We start from the raw sequence: 6,970 nt of genomic DNA, 5'->3' as shown, positions 1-6,970 counted from the left end.
GGAGGGGGAGAGGCAGGTTGGGGGGCTACCCTGTTTTGATTCGTCGAACCGGCGACGTATCCCAAGCGATGCCGGTTGAATCAGCCGGGGCGTCGAATCGTCCGGCGCGCGGTGTCGGGTCTGCGCAACGGCCGACTGCGCCTAAGCGCTACGCCTTCCCGCTCGTGCGTTTGTAAGCGAGGCGAAGGCGTTCGCGGCTGTTCGACAAATGCATGCGCATGGCGGCGCGTGCGCTTTCGGCGTCGTGCCGGGCGATTGCGTCGAGGATGCTTTCGTGCTCGCGGTTGACGTGCGAAAGATAGGCTTGCGGATCTTCGTCGGCGATCCCGGCCGAATCGATGCGCTCGCGCGGAATGAGCGCGGTGCCCAGTTGCGTGAGGATGTCGACGAAGTAGCGGTTGCCCGTCGCACGAGCCACTGCGATGTGAAACTTCAAATCGGAATCGACGCTGCCGCGCCCCATATCGCGAGCCGCGTTCAATGCGTCGAGTGCGGCGCGGATGCGAGCGACATCATCGGGCTGGGCGCGCTGCGCGGCGAGACCCGCACATTCGGTTTCGAGGCTGATGCGCAATTCGAGAATCGAGAGCACGTCGCGCAGCGTCGTGGCCGGGATCATGTCGATGTCGAGCTGCTTGCCACGCGATTCGAGCACGAAGCTGCCGATGCCGTGACGCGTCTCGATCATCTTTGCCGCCTGCAAGCGCGAGATCGCTTCGCGAATGACGGTGCGGCTGACGTGCATCGTCTCCATCAACTGCGATTCGGTGGGCAGCTTGTCGCCGGGCTTGAGCGCGCTCGTTTCGATCTGCTCCGTCAATCGGCTGACGACAAACTCGGCGAGATTGCGGGCGCGCCGCTGCGGGGCGGCGAGGGGCGATGCGGACATCGGTTACCTCTTCGAGACGGCTCGGTACGAAATCGCACCCATTATAGCCGCGTGATCATGGGGCGCCGGACGCATGAGGTCGGCGTGTTGGAAGGCAAGGCGCGGCCGGTTATGCCGGCGGCTTGCGACGGGAGCGCGGCTTCGCCTGGGACTCGGGCTTTGGCGTTGGCCTCGGCTTTTGATTTGGTTTCATCTTCGGATTGCTCTCGGACGTTGATGTTGACGTTGACGCCGATTCGCGGGCGGCGCTGAAAGTCGCCTTGGCCTTCGCCTTCGCCAACATATCCTCGAGATACATGCACAGCAGGCGTTCGAGCTCGTCGACCACGGCCGCGCGATGAGTCAGCGACGCTTCGCCATGAACAGCGACGGCTGCCTTCATGAGTTGCTGAACCACGGCGGCGCACACGTGGGCTTCTGCCGGTTTCAGCGCTGGCGCTTTCGCGCGCAGCACCTCGGCGATTTCGCCTCGCAGCCGTTCGCGCACGCTTGCGGCGCGTGGAAACGAGCCGCCGTGAACTTCGACGAGCGGCGCGAACGCCGGATGCGCCGCCCGGAATGCCAGCAGCGCGCGCGCCAATCGATGCGCGAGTGCGGCCCCATCGAGCGTCGGCGCCGCTTCCTGCAAGCGCCGGAAACCGTCGATCAACGTTGTGACATACGTGTCGAGTAGTGCGTGAGCGAGCGCTTCTTTCGTCGGGAAAAACTGGTAGAGCGAACCGATCGAAGCGCCCGCGCGCGCCGCGACCGCTGTCATCGTCGCAGCCTCGTAACCTTTTTCGGCGAACTCCAAGCCGGCCGCATCGAGCAGCGCGGCAACGCGTGCGCGGCCCCGTTCGCGCCGGGGCGGCTTGGCGTCGGTGCGGATTTCGTCCTTCGCTCCGCTTGCGTTTTGTGAGGGCATCCTCATATACTCCATTTTGTGAGGCCAGCCTCGCAATTAGACTCGTTTTATCGGTCGATCTCAATCTTTGAGTTGAGGTCGAGGGCTGAGCGCGTCGACTCGATTCACGTTGATACATCTCGATCAATGTTGATTCGACACGTGTCGAATCGATTGTCTGCTGCATAACCGGACCCAACGCATCGATCATGAACCTCATGAACACTATCGATCCACATACCACCGCACTCGTCCTCATTGATCTACAGGAGGGCATTCTGCCGTTCGCCAAGGGCCCGCGCACGAGCGACGCCGTGCTCGAGGCAAGCACGCGGCTCATCAAACGCTTTCGGGAAGCACGCGCGCCGATCGTGTTCGTGCGTGTCGGGCCAAGCCCCGATCTCGGCGACTGGCTGCGACAGAGTGTCGATCAGCCGTCGCCGGCGCCAGCGAACGGATTGCCCGCGAATTGGTGGACGTTTCCGGCCGAGCTTGGCGTGAGTGAGCGCGATATTCTGATTACGAAGCGGCAATGGAATGCCTTTTACGGCACGGAGTTCGATTTGCAACTGCGTCGTCGCGGCGTTCGCACGATCGTGCTCGGCGGCATTTCGACGAACATCGGGGTGGAGTCGACGGCGCGCGCAGCATTCGAGCGCACCTACTCGCTCGTGCTGGTCGAAGATGCGATGAGCTGTGCATCCGCGGAGCAGCATGAGGCATCGGTTCGCTTCATCTTCCCGCGGCTCGGCCATGTCCGCTCGACGGACCAGGTGCTTGCGGCATTCGGCGCCTAGGCGCCGTCTTGCGCGAGCCACCGCGCCATCACTTCGCGCGCGACGGGCGCGGCGACCCGTCCCCATCCGCCGTTCTCGATGATGACCGCCACGGCGATACGCGGCTGCTCGGCCGGCGCGTAGCCGACATACAGCGCGTGATCGCGCAAGTGCTCTGCGACGACATCTTTCCGATACTGCGCACCGCGCAGCGAGAACACCTGCGAGGTGCCGGTCTTACCGGCCGACGAGAACGGGGCATCTTTGAACGTTCCATAGGCGGTGCCGCTGCGATGCATGTTCGCATCCTGCATGGCGCGCTTGACGATGTCGAGATCCTGCTGGCGCACGTCGATCCTCGCGCGCTCCAACGGGGCCCTGGCCGTGCGCTCGCCCGAGCGCGGGTTCTCGATCGCGCGCACGAGGCGCGGCGTCATGGCAACGCCGTCGTTCGCGAGTGTCGCCACGGCATGGGCAAGTTGCAGAATCGTGAACGCGTTGTACCCCTGACCGTTGCCAAGGCTGACGGTATCGCCTTCGTACCACTGAGGCTGGCGTGGAAACGCCTGCCGCTTCCATTCGGTCGAAGGCAGCACGCCGCGCGCTTCGCCTGCGATGTCGATGCCGGTGAGTTGGCCGAAGCTCCACGGTTTCATGAACTGCGCAATCGCATCCACGCCCATTTCATGCGCGAGCATGTAGAAATAGGTGTTGTTCGACACGGTGATCGCCCGGTGCAGATCGACCCGCCCGTGGCCCGTCGGCACGTCGTTGCGAAAGACCTGGTTGCCGACCTTGTAGTGGCCGGGATCGAGGAAGGCCCACTGCGGCGTGCGCGCGCCGAGCGTAAGCGCCGCCAGCGCCATGAATGGCTTGTACGTAGAGCCGGGCGGATAGATGCCTTGAAGCGGCCGATTCAGCAATGGGTGATCGGGCGATTGGCTCAGTGCACTCCACGTCGATTGATCGATGCCGCCGACGAACGCGTTCGGATCGAAGGCTGGCGCGGAGACGAAGGCGAGGATCTCGCCGGTAGCGGGCTCGATCGCCACCAACGCGCCGCGCCGTCCCGCGAAGGTTTGCTCGGCGTATCGTTGCAGGCCGGCGTCGATCGACAGTACCAGGTTGTTACCCGGCGATGAGGGCGTCCTTGACAGCGTCCGCACGGGGCGGCCGCCGGCGGTCGTTTCGACTTGCTCGAAGCCGGTCAACCCGCGCAGTTCGGTCTCATAGTGTTGCTCGACGCCGATTTTGCCGATGCTGTCTGCGCCGCTGTAATTGTTTGCGTCGCGGCGGGGATCGTAAGCATCGGATGTCGTTCCGTTCTTGTCGCTGAGCGCGGCGATTCGCGTGCGATCGGGGTCCGATATTCGCCCGACGTAACCGACGACGTGGGCGGCCGTGCTGCCGAGGGGATAGTGCCGAAAGGTTTGCACGCCGACATCGACGCCGGGAAAGCGGAAACGCTGCGCGGTGAAACGAGCGACTTCCTCGTCGGTGAGCCCGGAGCGAATCGGCACGGCGTCCATGCGCTTATAGTCGTTGCGCAACTTGTGGAAACGGGCGCGATCGGCGTGGTTGATGGAAACGAGCGTCGCCAATTCATCGATGACGTGGTCGACGGTGTCATCGAGTTGCGACAGCGTGATTTCCAGCGTATGCGTGAATTGATTGTGCGCGAGGACCACACCGTTGCGATCGAGGATCGCGCCGCGGGCGGGTTCGATCGGCGCAACGGCAATGCGATTGCCGTCTGCCTGCAGCGCGTATCGGGCGCCGTGCACGAGTTGAAGATGAAGCATGCGCCAACCAAGCAACGCGAAACCCGCGAGCGCGAACAAGCCGGCGAGGACGAGGCGCGTGCGGAACGATGCGGGGCGGGATTGCGCATCGGCGTGGTGATGAATCGGCGATGGCGCTCTCTCGTGCATTGATGCGGGTCCTTTTGAATCGGGGTGGTTGTGGCGGGGCTGGTAACGGGATTAAGCGACAGGAAATGCGGATGGTGACTGCCCAAATAGGGCGTCCACATCAATGACGGTGACGTCGATGGTCAAGGTTGCGCGATTCTCGACATGATTTGGCCATGCACGAGCAAGACGAAGCGAAACTCAGACCGATTTACGCGCAGAAGCGGAATCCGGTTCGACGCCAATAACCGGGTGTCCCTGTATCGCCATTGACCCAAATCAAGATCTTGGCGGATCGGTCATCGATACCGAACGCGCGTCGACTGTTCGGTACGTCCCCGTTTATTCAGTGATGCCTGCCCTTTAGCTATCGCCTCCCCACGCCGTTAGCAAGGCATGAACGAATATCTGACCTCGCGGTGTCGTCGCAGGATCGCCGAAATCGGCATCGGTAAAAACCTACCGCCTTCGTCGAGCTGCTTGCGTTCGAACAATCGATAGGACTACGAACGATTCGTTCGCCTTGCATCGCGCCCGTGCGCACCCGCGCCGGCGCCCCGTGCGAAGCGCAGCTTGGCGCTTTGGGAGAAATTATGTTTGTCGCAATTGGGTGGCTCTTGGTGCTCGGCGCCGTGATCGGCAGCTTCGTCGGCGAGGGCGGGCACTTGTATGCACTGCTTCAGCCGTTCGAGCTCATGTGTATTTTCGGCGCGGCCTTCGGCGCGTTCGTCGTGGCCAACCCGGTCACCACGTTGAAGAAGACCATCGCCAGCTTGCCGGCGTGCTTCAAAGGCCCGCGCTACGACAAGGCCAAATACCTGGAATTGATCGCGCTGCTCTATGAACTCATGCAGAAGGCCCGCAAGGAAGGGATGATGGCGCTCGAAGGCGATGTCGATGCGCCCGAACAGAGTCCGCTGTTCCAAAAGTATCCGACGATCTCGGGCGATCATCATCTGCTCGATTTCATCACCGACTATCTGCGCATGATGTCGACGGGCAACATCAACGTCCTCGAAATGCAGGACCTGATGGACGAGGAACTGACGACACATCACGCCGAAGAATCGGTCGTCGCCAACGCGCTGCAAAAAATGGCCGACGGCCTGCCGGCATTCGGCATCGTAGCGGCCGTCATGGGCGTCGTGCATACGATGGGGTCCGTCGGCGCGCCGCCGGCCATTCTCGGCGAGATGATCGCAGCCGCGCTCGTCGGCACGTTCCTCGGCATTTTGCTGTCGTATGGATTCATCGGGCCCCTGGCCGATCTGTTGCATGCGAAGGGGCGCGCCGCTTCGAAGCCGTTCCAGTGCGTGAAGGCTGTGCTGCTCGCATCGCTGAGCGGCTATGCGCCTTCGGTGGCCGTCGAGTTCGGCCGCAAGGTGTTGTTCACGAACGATCGCCCGACCTTCAAGGAACTCGACGACACGGTGCGCGCGACCAAGGTCTCGAAGCCGGCCACTTCGTCATAATCAAGGGCGCATGCAGCGATGGGTGACAGACTCTCCAAAGAGGCCGCCGACAAGCGGCCGATGAGCATCGTCGTTCGACGCAGGAAGGGCGGCGACCATGAAGGCCATCACGGCGGCGCATGGAAGATCGCCTATGCCGACTTCGTCACCGCGATGATGGCGTTCTTTCTGCTGATGTGGTTGCTTGGATCGACTTCGAAGTACGACAAGGAAGGCATTTCCCAATACTTCAATACGCCGCTGTCGGCGTTGTTCTCGGGCAAGGAAAGCTCCGATGCCACGCGCCCGAGCATCGTTCAGGGCGGCGGGCATGATATTTCCGATACCCGGCCGGGCGTGGCTGCAATGGCGCAGCCCAATCCCGCCGTGCAGGCCCCGACCGTGCAGCCCGTTCAGGACGATTCGCAGCGATTACAGCAGTTGAAGCAGAAGCTGACGTCGCTGATCGAGCATGTGCCGGCGCTGAACGCGTACAAGGACCAGATCCGCATTTCGATTACGGCCGAAGGGCTGCGCATCGAAATCGTCGATTCGCAGAAGCGGCCGATGTTCGCGCTCGGCAGCACGAAGCTGCAACCGTATGCCGTGACGATTCTCTCGCAGATCGGCGGGACGCTGAACGACGTCGAGAACCCTATTTCGATCGCCGGGCACACCGACGATGTCCCGTACGGCGGGGGCGAGGACGGCTACACGAACTGGGAGCTGTCCTCCGAACGGGCCAATGCGGCGCGTCGCGCGCTCGTCACGGGCGGCATGCGGCTCGATAAGGTGCTGCAAGTGCGCGGGCTGGCCGACGTGCAGCCGCTGCAGGGGAACGATACCAACGCACCGACGAACCGGCGCATCAGCATCCTCGTGATGAACAAGGCAGCCGAGCAGGCGTTCTTCAAGGATGGCGGCAGGGCGACTTCCATCGACGATACGCAGCCGGCCGCGCCGACGCTGCAAAACGCGGTGAAGCCCGTGGCGATGCGGCCCGTAGCCGCCCGATGAAAGCGTCGTAGCGCAAGGCGGCGCATCGGGTGCGATGCGTCGAC

5 protein-coding genes and 1 pseudogene are annotated in these 6,970 nt (G+C 62.9%); 3 read left to right on the top strand and 3 right to left on the bottom strand.

Going from position 1 to position 6,970, the window contains the following annotated elements; translation table 11 throughout:
• Positions 1–148: 148 nt before the first annotated feature.
• Both C0Z19_RS20045 and C0Z19_RS20040 read right to left on the bottom strand, forming a co-directional pair.
• Entirely contained in the window at positions 149–889 is a 741-nt protein-coding gene (locus tag C0Z19_RS20045; RefSeq protein WP_102611579.1) for a FadR/GntR family transcriptional regulator, read from the bottom strand.
• A 109-nt stretch (positions 890–998) separates the two neighbouring features.
• Positions 999–1,793, bottom strand: coding sequence for a TetR/AcrR family transcriptional regulator (locus C0Z19_RS20040; protein ID WP_158243031.1), 795 nt, complete (start codon positions 1,791–1,793; stop codon positions 999–1,001).
• A 188-nt stretch (positions 1,794–1,981) separates the two neighbouring features.
• Between C0Z19_RS20040 and C0Z19_RS20035 the strand changes: the two genes are divergently transcribed.
• Positions 1,982–2,569 (top strand): hydrolase, encoded by a 588-nt coding sequence (locus tag C0Z19_RS20035; RefSeq protein ID WP_199180788.1) that lies wholly within the window; start codon positions 1,982–1,984, stop codon positions 2,567–2,569.
• A 14-nt stretch (positions 2,570–2,583) separates the two neighbouring features.
• Here the strand turns inward: C0Z19_RS20035 and mrdA are convergent.
• Positions 2,584–4,455 (bottom strand): annotated as a pseudogene (mrdA, locus tag C0Z19_RS20030) (penicillin-binding protein 2); the annotation flags it as partial.
• A gap of 596 nt (positions 4,456–5,051) precedes the next feature.
• Here mrdA and motA point away from each other — a divergent pair.
• Both motA and motB read left to right on the top strand, forming a co-directional pair.
• The gene (motA, locus tag C0Z19_RS20025; RefSeq protein WP_102611576.1) at positions 5,052–5,930 is read left to right on the top strand and encodes a flagellar motor stator protein MotA; all 879 of its coding nucleotides are present in this window, start codon (positions 5,052–5,054) and stop codon (positions 5,928–5,930) included.
• An 18-nt stretch (positions 5,931–5,948) separates the two neighbouring features.
• On the top strand, positions 5,949–6,926 hold the full coding sequence (motB, locus tag C0Z19_RS20020; RefSeq protein ID WP_102611575.1) for a flagellar motor protein MotB: 978 nt from the start codon (positions 5,949–5,951) through the stop codon (positions 6,924–6,926).
• Positions 6,927–6,970: the final 44 nt, after the last annotated feature.

Origin of the sequence: Trinickia soli, assembly GCF_002879855.1 — a bacterium.
Classification (GTDB): domain Bacteria; phylum Pseudomonadota; class Gammaproteobacteria; order Burkholderiales; family Burkholderiaceae; genus Trinickia; species Trinickia soli.
Note: the sequence above shows the minus strand (reverse complement) of the source record. Positions and strands in the feature narration are given on the sequence as shown.